This is a genomic window from Streptomyces atriruber (genome assembly GCF_001418325.1).
Lineage (GTDB): Bacteria > Actinomycetota > Actinomycetes > Streptomycetales > Streptomycetaceae > Streptomyces > Streptomyces atriruber.
Genome location: NZ_LIPN01000487.1, coordinates 1,484 through 2,026 on the forward strand (window position 1 = coordinate 1,484; position 543 = coordinate 2,026).

The following is a 543-nucleotide window of genomic DNA, read 5'->3' on the forward strand; positions in this document are numbered from 1 at the left end:
GCACCGCCCTCGGGATCTGCTGGGTGTGGAACTGTTCCAGGCGGCGCTGCGCGAGCAGCAGCGTGCCGCGCTGGCGGCCGGGCACCTGGCGGCGCAGGGTGACCAGGGCGGGGCCCAGCGCACGGACGGCCTCGGCGTCCCGTATGCGGTCCCAGAGGTGGTGGGCCCGGTCCGCCGCCGCTTCCACCTCGGGCGAATCGGGGGCCTGGCCCGACGTCAGCCGGGCCGAGGCCACCGCGAGCCAGATCTCGCAGCTGCGCGCCGGGTCACCGGCGAATCTCGCCAGGTCCGCCCGTACTTCCATCCAGTGGATGGCGTCCTTGGAGCCCGGCCCGTGCATGCGCAGCGCGCTCTGCTCCCAGGACGCCGCGAGGGAGGCCGCTTCGCCGTGCCGGCCCGCTTCGACGGCCGCGGTGATCGCCGCGTGCGGATCCATGGGGGCGTCGGCGGGCTGCGGCTGCTGCGGAACGGGCGGCACGAGGGGTGCCGCGCTGGGATCGCGGGCGGGCAGCAGGTCCGGGGCGTCGTCGCCGAGGCCCTGGG

1 pseudogene is annotated in these 543 nt (G+C 76.8%); it reads right to left on the reverse strand.

The window, feature by feature from the left end:
* A pseudogene (locus AOK03_RS36745) lies at nt 1-543 on the reverse strand (hypothetical protein); the annotation flags it as partial.